Source organism: Burkholderia sp. Ac-20349, from assembly GCF_017104865.1.
In the GTDB taxonomy this organism is placed as follows: domain Bacteria; phylum Pseudomonadota; class Gammaproteobacteria; order Burkholderiales; family Burkholderiaceae; genus Burkholderia; species Burkholderia aenigmatica.
On sequence record NZ_JAAGPM010000161.1, the window covers coordinates 1 to 16,719 of the forward strand.

Genomic DNA, 16,719 nt, shown 5'->3' on the forward strand with positions numbered 1-16,719 from the left:
TATATAATGCTCGCCGTCGGGGTGCGGATTCCCGCCGCGCGGCGCCGGCCGGAACGTGTCCATCGCGCAGGTTTCGCCGCCGCGGCGCCGGCCGAGTATACCGGGCGGCCTGAGCCCGGTTGCGCCCCGATCGCCCCCGCGCCGCCTCACCGAGCCTTCGAATGACACTCGCGAAGTTCTTCCTGCGCTACACCGTGATCCCGTTCGCCGCGATCGTGCTGGTGGCCGTCTGGGCGTTCAACCGCGAATCGGGCGAGATCGATGCGCGCCAGTACGCGGCGCTGGTGGCCGCCTATCCGTCGTTCACGCCGAAGCTGAAGCACGAGGTGGCCGACGCGTTGCGCGGCGGCAAGGTCGCGAAGGCCGACTACGGCACGATCATGCGCGATGCGCTCGAGGCCGGTTACGTGGTCGACTGGCCCGTGACGACCGACGACGTCGGCAGCGAGCGCGGCCGGCTGCTCGGGATCGTGAACAGCGACCTGCCGGCGTCGCAGTAGCGGGCGGCCGCAGCCGGCAACGGCCGGCTGCGTGAAGGATCGCTCACTGTCCGATGCCCGTAAGCCCGATCAGCGCGCCGCCCGCGAGCAGCCACAGCGGATGGATGCGCGTACGCCACGCGAGCACCGCGCACGCGGCCGTGATGCCCCACTGGATCGCCGTGCGGTTCGACGCTTCCGAGATCAGCACCGCGCTCGCCGCGACCAGCCCGGCCGTGACGGGCATCATCCCCTGCTGCACATAGCGGCGCCACGGCCGGTCGCGAAAGCGCTCCCACGCATGCAGCGCGAGCACGGTGACGATCGACGACGGTCCGAACTTCGCGAGCGACGCGACCAGCAACCCGCTCCAGCCGGCCACGTGCCAGCCGACCAGCGACACGATCATCATGTTCGGCCCGGGCGCCGCCTGGGCCAGCGCGAACAGCGCGGTGAACTCGTGCGCGCTCATCCAGTGATGGACGTCGACGACCTGCCGCTGCATCTCCGGCAGGATCGTGTTGCCGCCGCCGAACGCGAGCAGCGACAACTGGCTGAAGATCGTCGCGATGGCGATCAGCGTATCGTTCATGGCCGGTCTCCTCGCTGCGTGTCGCGCGCCACGGCCGGCGCCGGCCGCGGCGTATCCGCATCGCGGCGCCGCGACGCGAGCCAGATGCTGACGGGCGTCAGCACGAGCATCGCGGTCAGCAGCGGAATGCGCAGCACCGCGATCGCGACGAACGCGAGCGCCGCGATGCCGGCTGCCGCGCGGGCATGCCGCAGCGGCTTCGCGACCTTCACGGCCATCGCGACCAGCAGCCCGGCCGCCGCCGCGGCGAGCCCCGCGAACAGGTGCTGCACGCGCGGGTCGTTCTGCGTCTTCGCGTACAGCACGCCGAGCGCGACGACGACGAGTGTCGGACCCGCGATCAGCCCGAGAATGCCGGCGAACGCGCCGGCGACGCCGCGAAAGCGCATGCCGACGGCCACCGACAGGTTGATCACGTTGCCGCCCGGCAGGAACTGGCACAGCCCGAGCAGATCGGTGAATTCGTCGGCGGAGAGCCATTTGCGCTCTTCGACGATGGTGCGCCGCGCGAACGGCAGCGCGCCGCCGAACGACATGAGGCCAAGCGACAGGAAGCCGGTGAACAGCTCGGCGAGGCCGACACGGCGGGGCGACGCGGCTGGCGGCGGGGCGGCAGGCGGAAAAGCGGATTGCATGGGGCTCCTCACGAAACGGTGAACCGAGGTTACCGCCGTTCCAGATGCCGGCAAAACGATTTTATCGGCGTGTCCTTGTGATCTAGAATCACAAGCATGGCACGCGATCTCCCGCCCTTTTCCGCGCTTCGGGCCTTTGAAGCCGCGGCACGACACGAAAGCTTCAGCGCCGCCGGCGATGAGCTGCATGTGACTCATGGTGCCATCAGCCGGCAGATCGCCGGGTTCGAGGCGTGGCTCGGCAAGCCGGTGTTCCACCGCTACGGCAAGCGCGTGAAGCTCACCGACGAAGGCCGCCGCTACCTCGACACCGTGCGCGCCGCGTTCGACAGCATCGCGCTCGCGACCGAGCAGTTGCGCAACACGGGCGCCGCACGCGTGCTGCGCATCAACGCGCTGCCGACCTTCGCGATGAAATGGCTGCTGCCGCGCCTGTCGCGGTTCCAGCGCGACGTGCCGAACGTGGAACTGAAGCTGTCGACGTCGAACGCGCCGCTCGACACGCTCGACGGTTTCGACGTCGCGATCCGCCGCGGCCCCGGCCACTGGCCGAACTGCACGAGCGGCCACTTCCTCGACGAAAGCGTGATTCCGGTCTGCAGCCCCGCGCTGCTCAGGCGCGTGCCGATCGCGCGCGCGGACGATCTCGCGCGGCACGTGCTGCTGCATTCGGATACGCGGCCGGAAGGCTGGCGCGACTGGTTCGCGGCGGCCGGCGTGGCGATGAAGGGGCGCAAGCGGCAGTCGTTCGACCACTTCTACCTGGCGCTGCAGGCGGCCGTCGACGGGCTCGGCGTCGCGCTCGGCCCGCTGCCGCTGATCGACGACGAACTGGCAAGCGGCCGGCTGGTGATGCCGCTAGCGGGGCCGCGCATTGCGACGCGCAGCTACTGGTGGATCGCGCCGCGCGCGCCGGCGGACGATCCGCTGGTCGCGCAGTTCTGCGCGTGGCTGCAGACGCAGTCGAACGTCGGCGCGTAGTCGCGCCGGCGCGCGACGAAAGAGAAGATGACGCGGGCGGCAGGACGCCGCCCGCCGAACGCTCAGACCACCGGGCCCGGTTCCTTTTCCTTGCGCAGGATCGCGTACAGGATGATCGCGCCGAACGTCGCGGTGCCGATCCCGCCGAGCCCGAAGCCGCCGATCTTCAGCGAGAAGTCGCCGGCGCCGAGCACCAGCGTGACGGCCGCGACGATCAGGTTGCGGTTGTCGGAGAAGTCGACCTTGTTGACGACCCAGATCCGCGCGCCCGTCACCGCGATCAGCCCGAACACGACGATCGACACGCCGCCGAGCACCGGGCCCGGAATCGTCTGGATCACCGCGCCGAACTTCGGCGAGAAGCCGAGCACGATCGCGATCACCGCGGCCACCGCGAACACCAGCGTCGAGTAGATCCGCGTGACGGCCATCACGCCGATGTTCTCCGCGTAGGTCGTCACGCCCGTGCCGCCGACGCTGCCCGACACGATCGTCGCGAGCCCGTCGCCGATGAACGCGCGGCCCACGTAGCGGTCGAGGCTGGTGCCCGTCATCGCGCTGACGGCCTTGATGTGGCCGAGGTTTTCCGCGACCAGGATCACCGCGATCGGCGCCAGCATCAGCATCGCGTGCGGATCGAACACCGGCGCGCGGAAGCTCGGCACCCCGAACCACGCCGCATGCCCGACGATCGAGAAATCGATCGGCTTGCCGAGCCCCATCCCGTTGGTCGCGACCGCGTAGATCGCATAGGCGATCACCAGCCCGACGAGGATCAGCAGGCGCTGCACCATGCCGCGCGAGAACACCGCGACGCCGCCGACGCACAGCACCGTGACGAGCGCCATCACCGATTCGAAGGTCGACGCGGACACGCCCTTGACCGCGATCGGCGCGAGGTTCAGCCCGATCACCGCGACCACCGCGCCGGTCACGACGGGCGGCATCAGCGTCTCGATCCAGCGCGTGCCGATCGCCTGCACCAGCAGGCCGAGCGCGACGTACACGACGCCGCACGCGATGATCCCGCCGAGCGCGACCGGGATGTTCGGGTTCGGGCCGCTGCCGCCGTAGCCGGTCACCGCGATCACCAGGCCGATGAACGCGAAGCTCGAGCCGAGGTAGCTCGGCACGCGGCCGCCGACCAGCACGAAGAACAGCAGCGTGCCGATGCCCGACATGAAGATGCACAGGTTCGGGTCGAAGCCCATCAGCAGCGGCGCGAGCACCGTCGAGCCGAACATCGCGACGACGTGCTGCACGCCCATCGCGACCATCTGCGGCCACGCCAGGCGCTCGTCGGGGCCGACCACGCGCGATGCCGCGCCGGTCGATTGCACCCGCCAGCGCGGGAAGTAGGAATCGGACATGGGGAAAAGGGCTCCTGTCGGTCGGTCGCCGGCTGCAGAAGATGCGCCGGTCTGGAATCTGGCGCGAGTTTACGGAGCGGGAATGGGGCTGGCAAGCGGACAGATGCGCGGGCCGGCGAGCGCCAAGCACGGCTGGCCGTGCGCGCGAAACGGGGCACGAACGTGCAGCCCGGTGAAGCGCCCATCCGCGCACGAAGACGCGCGGGCGGCGGTCCACGCCGGCCGCGATGTAAGCGGGCGCTCACATCGTGGCCGGCGCGTCGTGCATCAGGGATTGATGTACTGGAACAGCGACAGGTTCTGCAGCTGCGCGTACGCCTTCTGCGAGCCCGTCAGCGCGTTCTGCATCTGCAGGAACTGGCTGATCGTCGACACCATGTTGGTGCTCGTCAGGTCGGACAGGTTGCTGGTGATCTGCAGCGTGTTGGTCTGGTTCACGGCCTGCATCGCCTTGATTTCCTGCTCGCGGCCGCCGACCGACGCCTGCACGGTGAGGACGTTCGTCATCATGTTGTTCAGCTTCGTCGTGCCGGTGGTCATCGTGTTCGCGAGCGCGGTCGCGGCAGCCGTGTTGTTGCTGATCGGCGTCTTCAGCGCGGCGATCATCGAATCGAGCGCCGCGAACACGTCGGTGCCGGCTTTCGGCGCGGGCGTGACCGTGAACGTGTCGCCCGGCGCAGGCGTGCCCGACACGGGCACCGACAGGCCGTTGCCGAGCGCGATGGCCGAATCGGCCGTATACGGCTGCGCGGCGCCCGGGGTCGGCGGTACGACGGAGTTGTCGGTGACCGTATAGGTCGGCGCGGCGGCCGTGCCGCCGAACGTGATCGTGAACTGGTGCGTGTTGGTCGCGGCCGACGGGCTCGTGATCGACACCGCGCCGATCGTACCCGTGCCCGTGTTGTTCGCACCGGCGACCGGCACCGGCTGGCTGCCGAGCATCGGCACCGACAGGAACACGCTGGCGCCGCTGTCGCCCTGCGAGATCGCGCGCGTGTCGGCGATCTGCACCTGCCGCGAACCCGTGTCGCCGCTGTAGTTCACGCCGCCGCCCGGTGCGTTCGAGAACGGCGCCGTGGTCGACTGGAAGCCCGCGAACAGGTAGTTGCCCGCGCCGTCCGTCGAGTTCGCGAGCGTCAGCAACTGGTCGCGATAGCCCTGCAGCTGGGTCGACAGCGCCGCCCGGTCGCTGTCGGCCAGCGAGCCGTCGCCGGCATGTATCACGACCGAGTGAATGGTGTTCAGCAGGTCGTTGACGCTGAAGAGCGTCTGGTCTTCCTTCTGCAGCGACGACAGCGCGACGTTCTGGTTCGACGAATACTGCGACAGCGTCGCCGACGTCATCGACAGCTGCACCGCCTGCGCGGCGCCAAGCGGGTTGTCGGCCGGCGTCGACAGGCTCACGCCGCTGGAGATCTGCTGGTACAGCTGCGACAGCTGCGCCTGCTGGTCGCTCATCTGAGCGACGTTCATCTGGTAGAACTGGGTGGTGGAAATCCGCATCGCTTCGATCCCCGAAATCAGTTGAACAGGCCGAGCACGGTCTGGAACAGCGTCGCCGCCGTCTGGATCACCTTCGCATTCGCCTGGTAAAGCTGCTGGTACTGCATCAGGTTGGCCGCTTCCTCGTTCTGGTTCACGCCCGACACCGACTGCTGCGCGGACGTGATCTGGCCGACCAGCGCGGTCTGCGCGGCGCTCGACGACTTCAGCTGGCTCGTCGTGTTGCCGATGCCGCTCACGTAGTTCGCGTACGCGCCCGTCAGCGTGGTCGAGCCGTTGCCGAACGATTTCGCGTTGACGAGCTTCGACAGCGCGAGCGCGTTGCTGCCGTCGTTGGTGCCGCCCGTGTTCGGCGCGACCGTGAACGTGTCGCCGGCCGTGGGCGTGCCCGACACCGTCACCGTGACGCCGGCCGTCAGCGTGATCGGCGAGCCGGCCTGGTACGCCTGCGGCGTGCCGGTGCTCGGCGGCGTGACGGAGTTGTCGGTGACCGTGTAGGTCGGGCTGGCGGTCGTGCCGCCCATCGTGATCGTGTAGTTGTGCGGGTTGGCCGCGGCGGTCGCGCTCGTGACCGACAGCGCGCCGATCGTGCCGGTGCCCGTGTTCGTCGCGGTGGCCGACGGCACGAACGGCGCCGCCGCCGCGATCGCGGAGCCGTTCGACGTCGCGAGGCCGAAGCCGTTCAGCGCGCCGCGCGTCGGCTGCACGGTGAACTTGTCGCCCGGCTGCATCTGCGTGCCGGCAGTGGTCGAGAAATTCAGCCCGCCGAGCGAAACCGGCATCGGCCCCTGCTTCTGGTCGACCACCGTGCCGCTCGCGCGATCGGTCAGCGTGTAGTTCTTGCCGTCGAACGACAGCGTGTAGTCGCCGGTGGTCGGCTGCGACGCGTTCGCGAACGACACGGACAGCGCCGCGTTGCCGGTATTGCCCTGGTTCGCGTACGTGATCGGCGTGCCGGTCGTGAACAGGTTGCCGCCGACGTTGCCCGACAGGTCGAGGCCGAGCGCGTTCTGCGCGTTGACCTGCGCGGCGAAGCTGGTCGCGATCGCGCCAAGCTGGGCTTCGGCCGGATCGAGCGTCTGGCTGCGGAACGAGAGCAGGCCGCCGAGCGTGCCGCCCGACAGCGACGCGTCGGACAGGTACTGGTTCGGGCCCTGCGGGTTCGCGCCGGCGATGCCTTGCGACACGACGGTCAGCTCGCTCGGATCGGACGGCGACGTGACGGTCGCGAGCTGGTAGCTCTTGTCCGCGACGACGAGCGGCGTGCCGCCCGCGAGAAACACGCTGTAGCCGTCGCCGTTGCGCGCGACCTGCACGCCCGCGAGGTTCGACAGGTTCGACACCGCGAGGTCGCGCTGGTCCATCAGCTGGTTCGGCGGCTGGCCCTGGCTGCTCGCGGCCGAGATCTGCTGGTTCAGTTGCGCGATCTGCGCGGTGTACGCGTTGATCTGCGTCACGGTGCTCGTCAGCTGCGTGTTCACGCTCTGGCGCAGCGCGTCGTACTGCTGGCCGGCCGCCGTGATCTGGTTCGCGAGCGTCTGCGCATTGCTCATCGCGGTCTGCCGCACCGACGAGTCGGACGCGCTGTTCGCGACGTTCTGCAGCCCGGTGAAGTAGTTCGTGATCGCGGTCGAGATGCCGGCCGTCGGGCTGCCGACGTAGTTGTTCAGCTGCGTGACGAGCGAATACCACGTCGACAGCGCACCGCCCTGCGTCTGCGCGCCGTTCAGCTGGTCGCTCAGGTACTGGCTGTACTGCCGCTGCACGGTGGCGGTGTTCACGCCCTGCGGCAGGTAGCCGCTGCTCGTGTACTGGCCGCTCGCCTCGGCATAGACGGGGCGTTCGACCGAGTAGCCCGGCGTCGCCGCGTTGCTGATGTTCTGGCCGGTCGTCGTGAGGCCCCAGAGCGCGGCATTCAGGCCGCTGACGCCGAGGTTCATGAGTGTGTTGGACATGCGCGATCCTGATGAGCCGGCCGCGCTGCGGCCGCCGGGTTGCGTGACTCCCGGTATAACGGCCGCGGATCGAAAAAATTGAGGAAAAAATGCGTGCGCGACGCGCGAGCGCGCGGCGCCGCTCGCAGCGTCCGGCCGGCGGTGCCGCCAACGCTGCGCGGGCGGCCCCGGGCGGGGCCGGCCACTGCTTGCGCGTCAGGCCCGCGCGAGCGAGCGGCGCTTCATCTCGAGCTGCGTAATCAGCCGCTGCAGCGTGTTCTCCGCGCTGCCCGGCAGCGACAGGTAGCGAAAGCCGAGCTGGTAGCGCCGCGACCCGTTCGGCATCTGCGTCGAACGCTGCGACACGAGCTGCAGGTCGAGCGACAGCTTGCCGTGGCCGGTCAGCTCGAGCTCGACGTCGGGCAGCTGCGTGCCGACCTCGAGCGCCTCGACGCGCTCGTCGGCCGTGCGCAGCCCCACGCCGCCGAGCGACAGGTTATGCACCTCGAACAGGAAACTCTCGCCGTCCGGCAGCTTGCCGCGGCACAGGAACGGATCGACGATCGGCGCGTCGACGCGGAAATATTCGCGGCGCTGGATGCACATCAGCACGTCGGGGAAATCGGCGACGAACGCGGGCAGCCCCTCGTAGCGCGTCTCGCGCGGCGTGCCCGTGGAGAATTCGACGCGCACGCCCTCCGGCGCGGCCGCGAACGTGCAGTGCGACGCGCCGAGAATGCCGGCGTTCTGCTCCGACAGCGCACCCCAGTCGAACGTAAACGTCCGCTCACCGACATCCACCTCGAGCAGGCGCGTGACAAGCTGGCCGCCCGGATACTGGACGGTCAGGAAATCGCCGCGGTTGACGAGGTTGCGCAGCTGCACGCCGATTTCCAGCGGATTGCGGCGGGCATAGTCGGGCCCGGAGTGGCCTGCATCCAGGCTGGGGTCCGTCGACGTTTCGATATTCATGGCTAGCCGGTCTTTCTTGTCATGGGCGCCCGGGCAACCGGTGCGCAATAAAACCGGGCCAGAACGGGGGCCCGGTCGCAGGTCTCTCACACTTAGCGGCAGTGCTGACCGAAAGTTTAGATCGAATTGCGGATTTTTTTCGCGCAAACGTTGAAACCGCGCGCGGCGGGCTGCCGGGCGCGGTCCAGAGGGTACAACCGGCGATCGCCGACGGGTGCGTCAGCCGATCTGCTGCATGATCGAAATCAGCTTCTTCGCGTAGTTCGGGTCGGTCGCGTAACCGGCCTTCTGCATCCCGTGCGCGAAGCCTTCGACGCTGCGGCTCGCGCTCAGCACGCCCGAGTAGCGCGGGTTGTTCTTCAGCAGGTTCGCGTAATCGGTCATCGCATGCTCGTACGAATCGTACGCGCGGAATTTCGCGACCACGCGGCGGGGCGTGCCGTTCACGTATTCCGTCGTCAGCGCCGACACCGTGCGGCCGGTCCAGCCCTTGGTCGCCTTGATGCCGAACACGTTGTAGCTCGTCGAGCCGTCGGTCGCGCGGATCTCGCGCTTGCCCCAGCCCGATTCGAGCGCCGCCTGGCCGACGATGAAGCGCGCCGGGATGCCGGTCGATGCGCTGGCCGCCTGCGCGGGGCCCGCGAGCCGGTCGACGAACGCGTCGGCGTCCTGCACGCCGCTCGCGCCCTTCAGCGGCGGCGTCAGCGCGCTGCCGGCCGAATAGCCGCGCGTACCGGCGAGCCCGCCGTTGTTCGCCGCGTTCGCGTAGGCCTTCGCCATCGCGTTCATCGCGGCGAGGCCGCCTTCGTTGCCGGATGCGCCGAGGCCGGCCGCCCCCAACCCGCCCGCGCCGACGTCGGCCGCCGTGTCGCTGCCCGCGCCCTGCCCCGCGTTGCGCATCAGCTGCTTCATCAGCGCGTCGGCGACGCCGATCCCGCGCGTCGACATCTGCTGCGCGAGCTGCTGGTCGAGCATCGACGTGTACAGCTTCGACGTGTGCGAATCGAACAGCCCGCCGTCGGGCGACGCGTCGCGCATGCTCTTGAGCATCATCTGCGTGAACATCGCGTCGAACTGGCCGGCGACCGCCTTCGCGCCGGCCTGCGGCGACTGCTTCGCCTGCGCGCGCAGCGCGTCGAAACCCTGCACGTCGAGCGCAAAGCGCTGCGTGAGGTCGTTCGCGTTCGGGAGAGAGGCTGCCATTTAGATGATCTCCAGGTCGGCGCGCAGCGCGCCGGCGGCCTTCATCGCCTGCAGGATCGACATCAGGTCCGCGGGCGTCGCGCCGAGCGTGTTCAGCGCCTTCACGACGTCGGCGAGATTCGCGCCGGCCGTCACCATCTTCAGCGCGCCGTTGTCCTGCTTCAGCTGGATCTGCGACTGCTGCGCCACCACCGTCTGCCCGTTCGAGAACGGCCCCGGCTGCGACACGACCGGCTGCGTGTTGACGACGACCGACAGGTTGCCGTGCGCGACCGCGCAGCTCTGCAGCGTGACCATCTGGTTCATCACGATCGAGCCGGTGCGCGCGTTCAGGATCACCTTCGCGGCGGCCTTGTCCGGGCTGACGTCGAGGTTCTGCAGCCGCGCCATGAACGCGACCTGCTGCGCCGAATCGGCCGGCGCGGCCAGCTGGATCGTGCGGCCGTCGAGCGCCGTCGCGGTGCCCGGGCCGAAGCTCGAATTGACCGCGGACACGATCCGCTGCGCGGTGCCGTAGTCCATGTCGTTCAGTTGCAGTTGCAGCACGCCGTTCATCTGCGCGATCGCGTTCGGCACCGCGCGTTCGACGATCGCGCCGCCGACGATCCGGCCGGCCGCGAGCTGGTTCACCTGCACGCGGCTGCCGTTCGCGCTGGCGCCGGCGCCGCCGACCGCCATGTTGCCCTGCGCGAGCGCGTAGACCTGGCCATCGGCGCCTTTCAGCGGCGTCAGCAGCAGCGTGCCGCCGCGCAGGCTTTTCGCGTTGCCGAGCGACGACACGGTGACGTCGAGCGCCTCGCCCGGCCGCGCGAACGGCGGCAGCGTGGCGGTCACCATCACGGCCGCGACGTTCTTCAGCTGCATGTTGCTCAGCGACGACGGGCCGCCGTTCGCCGAACCGTTGTTGATCGAGATACCGAGGTTCGCGAGCATGTTCGCGAGCGTCTGCGTCGTGAACGGCGTCTGCATCGTCTGGTCGCCCGTGCCGTCGAGACCGACGACGAGGCCATAGCCGATCAGCGGGTTGTCGCGCACGCCCTGGATCTGCGCGAGGTCCTTCAGGCGTTCCGCATGCGCGGGCGCCGCGCCGAGCATGCAGGCCGCGGCCACGGCCGCGAACGCGACGGCGAGCCGCGCGGCGGCATGCGCGCGGGCCGACAGGCGGTTGAACAGGGTCTTCTGCATCGTCATCACCACGGCGCGATGTTGAGGAAGAAGCGCTGCAGCCAGCCCATCGTCTCGGCTTCGTTGATGTAGCCCTTCGACGAGTATTCGATCTTCGCGTCGGCGACCTGCGTCGAGTAGACGGAGTTCGCGCCCGAGATCGTGTTCGGGTTCACGACGCCCGAGAAGCGCACGAATTCGTTGCCCTGGTTGATCAGCATCTGCTTTTCGCCGCTGACCACGAGGTTGCCGTTCGGCAGCACGCCGGTGACGGTCACCGTGATCGTGCCGTTGAACGTGTTCGCCGCGCTGGCGCCGCCGGTCGCCGCGAACTTGTTGTTGCCGGTGGCCGACAGGTTCGCCTTCGCGAACAGCCCGCCGAGGAAGCCGGCCGTCGGCACGTTGAAGTCGGTGTTGCCCTGCCGGTTCGTGTTCGCGCCCGACGACTTGGTCGCGTTGATGTTCTCCGCGATCATGATCGTCAGGATGTCGCCGATATTGCGCGGCCGCTGATCCTCGAACAGCGGCCGCCCCGCGTAGCCGGGGTTGTAGATCGAGCCGGGCGCCTGCATCGACATCGGCATCGGCGGCTGCGCCGTCATCGGCTGCTGGATGATCGGATCGCGCGGAATCTGCGCGCAACCGGCGGCGAGCGCCGCCACCGCGACCGCGCATGCGGCGCGGACGGTGGCTGACGGGAGGAGGCGAACCTGCTTCATGGCGACGACGGGTGTTCCGGTTAGCTCTTCATCTGCGTGACGGTCTGCAGCATCTGGTCGGACGTCGTCACGGCCTTGCTGTTGATCTCGTAGGCACGCTGCGTCTGGATCATGTTGACGAGCTCCTGCACGACGTTCACGTTCGACGCTTCGACATAGTTCTGGTTGAGCGTGCCCGCGCCGTTCAGGCCCGGCTGCGACACGTTCGGCGCACCCGACGAGGTGGTCTCGGAGAACAGGTTCTCGCCACGCGCCTCGAGGCCGGCCGGGTTGATGAAGGTCGCGATCTGCAGCGAGCCGATCTGCACCGAATTGGTCGAACCCGCCTGCGTGATCGTCACGACGCCGTCCTTGCCGATCGTCAGCGAGTTCGCGTTCTGCGGGATCGTGATCGCCGGCAGGATCTGGTAGCCGCTCGACGTGACGAGCTGCCCCTGCGCGTTGGTCTGGAACGAGCCGTCGCGCGTGTACGCGTTCGTGCCGTCCGGCATCAGCACCTGGAAGAAGCCCGCGCCGTTGATCGCGACGTCCTTCGAGTTGCCGGTCTGCGTGAGGCCGCCCTGCGTGTACAGGCGCTCGGTCGCGACCTGCTGCACGCCGGTGCCGAGCTGCAGGCCCGACGGCAGTTCCGTCTGCTGCGTCGAGTTCGCGCCGGGCTGGCGGATGGTCTGGTACAGCAGATCCTCGAACACCGCGCGCGACGCCTTGAAGCCGTTCGTGCTGGTGTTCGCGAGGTTGTTCGAAATCACGTCCATCTGCGCCTGCTGCGCATTCATGCCGGTGGCGGCGATGTAGAGCGAACGGTTCACTTGTCGATTCTCCTGCGTGGGCTGGCGCGGGCGCTCAGCTGAAATTGAGCAGCTGGTTCGCCGACTGCTCGTTCTGGTCGGCCGTCTGGATCAGCTTCGACTGAAGCTGAAATGCGCGCGCGTTGTCGATCATCGCGACCATCGCGGTCACCGGGTTGACGTTGCTGCCTTCGAGCGAATTCGGCGTGACGACCACGTTCGGGTCGGCGTCGGCCGGATTGCCGTCGGCGGTGCGGAACAGCCCGTCGTTGCCGCGCGTGAGCGTGGCCGGATCGGGATTCACGAGCTTCATCTGGTCGACGATCGCGACCGCCGTCGGCGGGTCGCCCGGCATCAGCGCGGAAATCGTGCCGTCCTTGCCGATCGTCACTTCCGCGTTCGGCGGTACCGAGATCGGGCCGCCGTTGCCGACCACCGGCAGGTTGCTCGCGTTGACGAGCTGGCCGTTCTCGTCGACGTGCAGGTTGCCGGCGCGCGTGTACGCCTCGCTGCCGTCGGCCGCCTGCACCGCCAGCCAGCCCGCGCCCTGCACGGCGACGTCGAGCGGGTTGCCGGTGCGCGTGATCGGACCCGGCGCGTAGTCGGCGCCGGGCGTCGACGCGAGCACGTAGGTGCGCGTCGTCGTCGGGTCGACCGTGCTGCCGTCGCCGAAATTCATCGGCACCGCGCGATACGTCGCGAGCTGCGCGCGAAAGCCCGTCGTCGACGCGTTCGCGAGGTTGTTCGCGACGATCGCCTGCTGGTCGAGCGACTGCGACGCACCCGTCATCGCCGTGTAGATCAGTCGGTCCATGGCTGCCCGTTATCCGCGCTTACAGGTTGATGAGCGTCTGGTCGACGGTCTGCTGCGTCTTGATCGTCTGCGCGTTCGCCTGGTAGTTGCGCTGCGCGGTGATCAGGTTGACGAGCTGCGACGTGAGGTCGACGTTCGAGTTCTCGAGCGCGCTGCCCTGCAGCGTGCCGTGGTTCGTGCTGCCCGGCGCCGAGATCTGCGGCACGCCCGATGCGGCGGTTTCCGCATACTGGTTGCCGCCGAGGTTCACCAGCCCGTTCGGGTTGTTGAAGTTCGCGAGCGCGATCTGGCCGAGCACGGCGGTCTGGCCGTTCGAATAGTTGCCGGTCAGCTTGCCGTCGGTGCCGATCGTGTAGGTCGTCAGCGTGCCGCTCGCGTAGCCGTCCTGCGCGAGGTTGTTCACGCCGTCCTTGCCGCCGTACTGCGTCGTGCCGGTCAGGTCGAGCGTGAGGTTTTGCGGCGTCGCCGAGCCGTCGGTGTTCGGCACCGTGAACTGGAACTGGCCGAGCGACGTGGTCGGCGTGGCCGGCGTGCCCGTCGTCGTGCTCTTGATCGCGCCCGACGAGTCGAACGTGACCGTGCCGAGATCGTTCGTGCCGCCGCCCTGGGTGACCGCGTACGCTTCCCAGACGCCGGACGCCGTCGGCGACTTCACGAAGTACATGTTGACCGGTTGCGAGCCGCCGAGCGAGTCGTACACCTGGATCGACGTCGAGTAGTTGTACGTCGTGTTGTCGGTCGGGTCGAACGGCGTCTTGGCCGGCACCGTGTCCTGCGAGTTCAGGTTGAACTGGGCGGTGATCTTGGTCGTCGCGGTCGGCGCGATGTTGGTCGTCGGCGCCTGCAGCGGCACGGTCTGCGCGGTGTTGATCACGCCGTTCTTGTCGGCCATGTAACCCATCAGGTTCATGCCTTGCGCGTTGATGATGTAGCCGTTCTTGTCGCGCTGGAACGTGCCGTCGCGCGAGTACGTCTTCACGCCGTTGTTCGACATCTGGAAGAAGCCGTTGCCGTTGATCGCGACGTCGAGCGACGAGTTCGTCGTGTTGATCGTGCCCTGGCCGAACTGCTGCTCCACCGAGTTCAGCGACGTGCCGATGCCGATCTGCGAGTTGACCGACGTCGCGACCGAGTTCGCGTACATGTCGGAGAACTGCGCGGTGCTCGACTTGAAGCCGACCGTATTCGCGTTCGCGATGTTGTTGCCGATCACGTCGAGCGCGTTCGATGCACCCGAGAGGCCGCTCAGACCCTGTTGATAACCCATTTCGGTCTCCGTTTCGAGATTGCTCGATCAGTATCAGTTGGAGGTGGTGCCGCCGGACGAGGACGAAGCCGACGCGGACGACGTGGTGTTCGGGAAGATCGACGCGACCTGGGTCAGCCCCACCGTCGTGCCGTTCGACAGCACGAGCCCCGCCGTGCCGTCCGCCTGCTTGATCACGCTCTGCACCGTCGATGCCGCGAGCGTCGTGGCCGGCTGCGGCGTGCCGTTGACGTCGGTGTACGACGCGCTGACCGTGTACTTGCCGTCCGGCAGCGCATTGCCTGCCGAGTCGGTCGGGGTCCAGTTGAACGGCACGGTGCCGGCCGACTGCGCGCCCGCGTTGATCGTGTTCACCACGGTGCCCGCCGCGTTCTTCACGGTGATCGTCAGGTTCGACACCGAGCTCGACAGCGACACGCCGAACGGCGATGCCGCGCCGCTCTTCACCGCGACCGCGTTGCCCGGCGCGAGCACGTTGGTGCCGATCAGCAGCGCGGCCTGCGTCTGCTGGCCGGCCGTGAGCTGCGTCGACAGCGACGAGAGCGACGTGTTCAGCTGCGCAATGCCGCTCACCGTGTTGATCTGCGCGAGCTGCGACGTCATCTGCGAGCTGTCGACCGGGCTGGTCGGATCCTGGTTCTGCAGCTGCGTGACGAGCAGCTTCAGGAACGTCGCCTGCAGGTCGCTCGCCGACGTGCCGTTGGTCGACGACACGTTGTTGGTGTTCATCGTGTCGGTCGGCAGGTTCGACACGTTCGTGCCGTTGCTGCCGATCGTCGTGCTGGAGGAAGTCATCCTGGGTGGCCTTCTGTCGGAACTGTCGGATCTGTAAGGTCGGTCGGCGCGGCTTACGAGCCGATCGTCAGCGTCTTGAGCATCAGCGTCTTCGCGGTGTTCAGCGTCTCGACGTTGGCCTGGTACGAGCGCGACGCCGAAATCATGTTCACCATCTCCTGCACCGGATCGACGTTCGGCATCTGCACGTAGCCGTTCGCGTCGGCGGCCGGGTTCGACGGGTCGTAGGTCGACTTCATCGGCGACGGGTCGTCCATCACCTTCGTCACGCGCACGCCGCCCACGCCCTGGCCGGACGCGGTGCGCGCGCCGCCGATCGGGTCGGTCGCGAACACGACCTGCTTGGCCTTGTACGGCTTGCCGTCGGGGCCGGTCGCGCTGTCGGCGTTCGCGAGGTTCGACGCGGTGACGTTCAGGCGCTGCGACTGCGCGGACAGCGCCGAGCCGGCGACGCCGAAGATGTTCATCAACGAGGGCATGGAAGCTCCTTTTGCTCGGATTCGGAGGCGGTGCGCGCCGTCACTGGTTCGTCGTGATCGCGGCGATCATCGCCTTGATCTGCTGGGTCATCACGGTCATCCCGGTCTGGTAGTGCAGCGCGTTGTTCGCGAACTGCACGCGCTCGACGTCGAGATCGACCGTGTTGCCGTCGAGCGACGGCTGCAACGGCATCCGGTACTGCGCGCGGCCGTAGTCGTCCGACGGGCCGCCCGTCGGGATCAGCTTCGCGGTGCCGGCCATGTGGCCCGCCGCCGTCGACACCATCGACATGCCGCTCGTCACGCCGGCCGGCTGCGTCATCGGCAGTTGCGCGGCGTTGCTCGGCGCAAGGCCGCCGCCCGCCTGCTTCAGCGAGCGCGCGAGCGTCGACGCGAAATCGACGTCGCGGGCCTGGTAGCCGGGCGTGTCGGAGTTCGCGATGTTCGACGACAGCAGTTCCTGCCGGTAGGCGCGCACGTCCAGCGCCTGTCGGCCGAACGCGAATTCCGCATCGAGTTTGTCCAGCATGTGTGCGTCTCTCCGTATGAAGCGCTGCACGCCCCTCGCGCCGGATGGCGACCCAAGAGGCTTTTTTCCATGACAGCGATGGTAGGCGTCGGACGCAACCGGCAATCGGGCGAATAACGCGGCAAAGGCCCCCTCTATTCATCGTTTGCGCGACGGCCCGGCTCCCTAGAATGCGAAGCGGAGCAACGGATCGGGGATACGGCGATGACTGGCAGCGCATTTCGCGGAAGGAACGGGCGGCTCACGCACGTCCGGCGTGCGTTTGCGCTCGTCGCGGCGCTGTGGATCGCCGCCCCGGCCGCGCACGCGGACGACGGGATGATCGTGATTCCGGGGCGCGGCGAGACGGCCGAAACCGCGCTTGCGCATGCCAATGCGGCGAGCGGCGGGCAGTTCGGCGGGAATGCGGCGATCGCGCCGGGTTCGGGCCTGGCGCCGGACGCAGGTCGCACGGCGAGCGGCACAAGCGCCGCCGCGGCCGGCACCGGCTACGCG

General features: G+C 68.4%; 17 protein-coding genes and 1 pseudogene. 3 read left to right on the forward strand and 15 right to left on the reverse strand.

All coding sequences use genetic code 11. The annotated features are described in order from the left end of the window. Positions 1 to 161 precede the first annotated feature (161 nt). Entirely contained in the window at positions 162 to 500 is a 339-nt protein-coding gene (locus G3N61_RS33285; protein ID WP_205824504.1) for a hypothetical protein, read from the forward strand. A 43-nt stretch (positions 501 to 543) separates the two neighbouring features. Here G3N61_RS33285 and G3N61_RS33290 read toward each other — a convergent pair whose 3' ends face one another. Together G3N61_RS33290 and G3N61_RS33295 are read right to left on the reverse strand one after the other, a co-directional pair. Continuing rightward, on the reverse strand, positions 544 to 1,071 hold the full coding sequence (locus G3N61_RS33290) for a chromate transporter (protein WP_043184629.1): 528 nt from the start codon (positions 1,069 to 1,071) through the stop codon (positions 544 to 546). Then, positions 1,068 to 1,706, reverse strand: a complete 639-nt coding sequence (locus G3N61_RS33295) for a chromate transporter (protein ID WP_205824505.1) — start codon at positions 1,704 to 1,706, stop codon at positions 1,068 to 1,070. The genes G3N61_RS33290 and G3N61_RS33295 overlap by 4 nt, the downstream gene beginning before the upstream one ends. A gap of 96 nt (positions 1,707 to 1,802) precedes the next feature. On the opposite strand from G3N61_RS33295, the gene G3N61_RS33300 reads away from it, so the two are divergent. Continuing rightward, positions 1,803 to 2,687 carry a transcriptional regulator GcvA gene (locus G3N61_RS33300; protein ID WP_043184633.1) on the forward strand — a complete coding sequence of 295 codons (885 nt, stop codon included), beginning with the start codon at positions 1,803 to 1,805 and terminating at the stop codon, positions 2,685 to 2,687. A gap of 62 nt (positions 2,688 to 2,749) precedes the next feature. Here the strand turns inward: G3N61_RS33300 and G3N61_RS33305 are convergent, their stop codons facing one another. The 13 genes from G3N61_RS33305 to G3N61_RS33365 all read right to left on the reverse strand — a co-directional run bounded on the left by G3N61_RS33305 (position 2,750) and on the right by G3N61_RS33365 (position 16,224). After that, the gene (locus tag G3N61_RS33305; protein WP_043184635.1) at positions 2,750 to 4,057 is read right to left on the reverse strand and encodes a solute carrier family 23 protein; all 1,308 of its coding nucleotides are present in this window, start codon (positions 4,055 to 4,057) and stop codon (positions 2,750 to 2,752) included. 267 nt (positions 4,058 to 4,324) lie between these two features. Continuing rightward, positions 4,325 to 5,560: a flagellar hook-associated protein FlgL gene (flgL, locus tag G3N61_RS33310; RefSeq protein WP_089451399.1), complete on the reverse strand. Its 1,236-nt coding sequence runs from the start codon at positions 5,558 to 5,560 to the stop codon at positions 4,325 to 4,327. A gap of 17 nt (positions 5,561 to 5,577) precedes the next feature. After that, a complete protein-coding gene (flgK, locus tag G3N61_RS33315) occupies positions 5,578 to 7,515 on the reverse strand; it encodes a flagellar hook-associated protein FlgK (RefSeq protein WP_205824506.1) in 1,938 nt (645 codons plus the stop codon). 195 nt (positions 7,516 to 7,710) lie between these two features. Further along, positions 7,711 to 8,466 carry a flagellar brake protein gene (locus G3N61_RS33320; protein ID WP_043184640.1) on the reverse strand — a complete coding sequence of 252 codons (756 nt, stop codon included), beginning with the start codon at positions 8,464 to 8,466 and terminating at the stop codon, positions 7,711 to 7,713. Between the two features lie 219 nt (positions 8,467 to 8,685). After that, the gene (gene flgJ / locus G3N61_RS33325) at positions 8,686 to 9,669 is read right to left on the reverse strand and encodes a flagellar assembly peptidoglycan hydrolase FlgJ (protein WP_205824507.1); all 984 of its coding nucleotides are present in this window, start codon (positions 9,667 to 9,669) and stop codon (positions 8,686 to 8,688) included. Beyond that, the gene (locus tag G3N61_RS33330) at positions 9,670 to 10,854 is read right to left on the reverse strand and encodes a flagellar basal body P-ring protein FlgI (RefSeq protein WP_043185168.1); all 1,185 of its coding nucleotides are present in this window, start codon (positions 10,852 to 10,854) and stop codon (positions 9,670 to 9,672) included. A gap of 5 nt (positions 10,855 to 10,859) precedes the next feature. Then, complete coding sequence (flgH, locus tag G3N61_RS33335; RefSeq protein ID WP_043184642.1) at positions 10,860 to 11,552, reverse strand: flagellar basal body L-ring protein FlgH; 693 nt, start codon at positions 11,550 to 11,552, stop codon at positions 10,860 to 10,862. Positions 11,553 to 11,572: 20 nt separating this feature from the next. After that, entirely contained in the window at positions 11,573 to 12,361 is a 789-nt protein-coding gene (flgG, locus tag G3N61_RS33340; RefSeq protein WP_043184643.1) for a flagellar basal-body rod protein FlgG, read from the reverse strand. A gap of 34 nt (positions 12,362 to 12,395) precedes the next feature. Then, complete coding sequence (gene flgF / locus G3N61_RS33345; RefSeq protein ID WP_089451402.1) at positions 12,396 to 13,154, reverse strand: flagellar basal-body rod protein FlgF; 759 nt, start codon at positions 13,152 to 13,154, stop codon at positions 12,396 to 12,398. 19 nt (positions 13,155 to 13,173) lie between these two features. Continuing rightward, on the reverse strand, positions 13,174 to 14,421 hold the full coding sequence (gene flgE, locus G3N61_RS33350) for a flagellar hook protein FlgE (RefSeq protein ID WP_043184645.1): 1,248 nt from the start codon (positions 14,419 to 14,421) through the stop codon (positions 13,174 to 13,176). 33 nt (positions 14,422 to 14,454) lie between these two features. Beyond that, entirely contained in the window at positions 14,455 to 15,216 is a 762-nt protein-coding gene (locus G3N61_RS33355) for a flagellar hook assembly protein FlgD (RefSeq protein WP_043184646.1), read from the reverse strand. A gap of 53 nt (positions 15,217 to 15,269) precedes the next feature. Then, positions 15,270 to 15,695, reverse strand: coding sequence for a flagellar basal body rod protein FlgC (gene flgC / locus G3N61_RS33360; RefSeq protein ID WP_021164156.1), 426 nt, complete (start codon positions 15,693 to 15,695; stop codon positions 15,270 to 15,272). A 40-nt stretch (positions 15,696 to 15,735) separates the two neighbouring features. Then, positions 15,736 to 16,224, reverse strand: a complete 489-nt coding sequence (locus G3N61_RS33365; RefSeq protein ID WP_043184647.1) for a flagellar basal body rod protein FlgB — start codon at positions 16,222 to 16,224, stop codon at positions 15,736 to 15,738. Between the two features lie 204 nt (positions 16,225 to 16,428). Between G3N61_RS33365 and G3N61_RS33370 the strand changes: the two are divergent. After that, positions 16,429 to 16,719: pseudogene (locus tag G3N61_RS33370) on the forward strand (flagellar biosynthesis protein FlgA); the annotation flags it as partial.

Excerpts from the sequence above, each read along its gene's own strand:
- G3N61_RS33285 (WP_205824504.1), top strand. The coding sequence starts at position 162 with ATGACACTCGCGAAGTTCTTCCTGCGCTACACCGTGATCCCGTTCGCC.
- G3N61_RS33290 (WP_043184629.1), bottom strand. The coding sequence starts at position 1,071 with ATGAACGATACGCTGATCGCCATCGCGACGATCTTCAGCCAGTTGTCG.
- G3N61_RS33295 (WP_205824505.1), bottom strand. The coding sequence starts at position 1,706 with ATGCAATCCGCTTTTCCGCCTGCCGCCCCGCCGCCAGCCGCGTCGCCC.
- G3N61_RS33300 (WP_043184633.1), top strand. The coding sequence starts at position 1,803 with ATGGCACGCGATCTCCCGCCCTTTTCCGCGCTTCGGGCCTTTGAAGCC.
- G3N61_RS33305 (WP_043184635.1), bottom strand. The coding sequence starts at position 4,057 with ATGTCCGATTCCTACTTCCCGCGCTGGCGGGTGCAATCGACCGGCGCG.
- flgL (WP_089451399.1), bottom strand. The coding sequence starts at position 5,560 with ATGCGGATTTCCACCACCCAGTTCTACCAGATGAACGTCGCTCAGATG.
- flgK (WP_205824506.1), bottom strand. The coding sequence starts at position 7,515 with ATGTCCAACACACTCATGAACCTCGGCGTCAGCGGCCTGAATGCCGCG.
- G3N61_RS33320 (WP_043184640.1), bottom strand. The coding sequence starts at position 8,466 with ATGAATATCGAAACGTCGACGGACCCCAGCCTGGATGCAGGCCACTCC.
- flgJ (WP_205824507.1), bottom strand. The coding sequence starts at position 9,669 with ATGGCAGCCTCTCTCCCGAACGCGAACGACCTCACGCAGCGCTTTGCG.
- G3N61_RS33330 (WP_043185168.1), bottom strand. The coding sequence starts at position 10,854 with ATGCAGAAGACCCTGTTCAACCGCCTGTCGGCCCGCGCGCATGCCGCC.
- flgH (WP_043184642.1), bottom strand. The coding sequence starts at position 11,552 with ATGAAGCAGGTTCGCCTCCTCCCGTCAGCCACCGTCCGCGCCGCATGC.
- flgF (WP_089451402.1), bottom strand. The coding sequence starts at position 13,154 with ATGGACCGACTGATCTACACGGCGATGACGGGTGCGTCGCAGTCGCTC.
- flgE (WP_043184645.1), bottom strand. The coding sequence starts at position 14,421 with ATGGGTTATCAACAGGGTCTGAGCGGCCTCTCGGGTGCATCGAACGCG.
- G3N61_RS33355 (WP_043184646.1), bottom strand. The coding sequence starts at position 15,216 with ATGACTTCCTCCAGCACGACGATCGGCAGCAACGGCACGAACGTGTCG.
- flgC (WP_021164156.1), bottom strand. The coding sequence starts at position 15,695 with ATGCCCTCGTTGATGAACATCTTCGGCGTCGCCGGCTCGGCGCTGTCC.
- G3N61_RS33365 (WP_043184647.1), bottom strand. The coding sequence starts at position 16,224 with ATGCTGGACAAACTCGATGCGGAATTCGCGTTCGGCCGACAGGCGCTG.